This window comes from Pseudoalteromonas sp. SR45-6 (assembly GCF_014163545.1).
GTDB lineage: Bacteria > Pseudomonadota > Gammaproteobacteria > Enterobacterales > Alteromonadaceae > Pseudoalteromonas > Pseudoalteromonas rhizosphaerae.
The window spans coordinates 1-317 of the sequence record NZ_JACJDM010000217.1 but is presented as its reverse complement, the minus strand read 5'-3'; the positions used below and the strand labels follow the sequence as shown (position 1 = coordinate 317).

Genomic DNA, 317 nt, shown 5'->3' with positions numbered 1-317 from the left:
GCCAGTGCCAGTGATGAAGCAGGTAATGTGCGCACGATCACTTCGACTGATTTTGATGGTACGCCACCGACGCTCACGGTGAGCGTCGATACATTGAGCAATGACAACACCCCAGCCATTAGTGGGACCACTGATGCGGGTCAAGGGGCTGCAGTGACGGTGGTTGTTACCGATAAAGATGGCAACAGCGAAACCCTCAGCGCCACCGTGGATGCCAATGGTGATTGGGTAATTAGCCCGACAACCCCACTGCCTGATGGTGCGTTTAGTGTTGATGTCAGTGTCCTTGATGGTGTTGGCAACGAAACCACCGACTC

At 54.3% G+C, this 317-nt stretch carries 1 protein-coding gene; it reads left to right on the top strand.

Annotated elements, in window-relative coordinates; all coding sequences use genetic code 11:
• Window positions 1-317, top strand: a 317-nt coding sequence (locus tag H5158_RS22980) for an Ig-like domain-containing protein (protein ID WP_259399489.1), incomplete at both ends; no start/stop codon positions are given.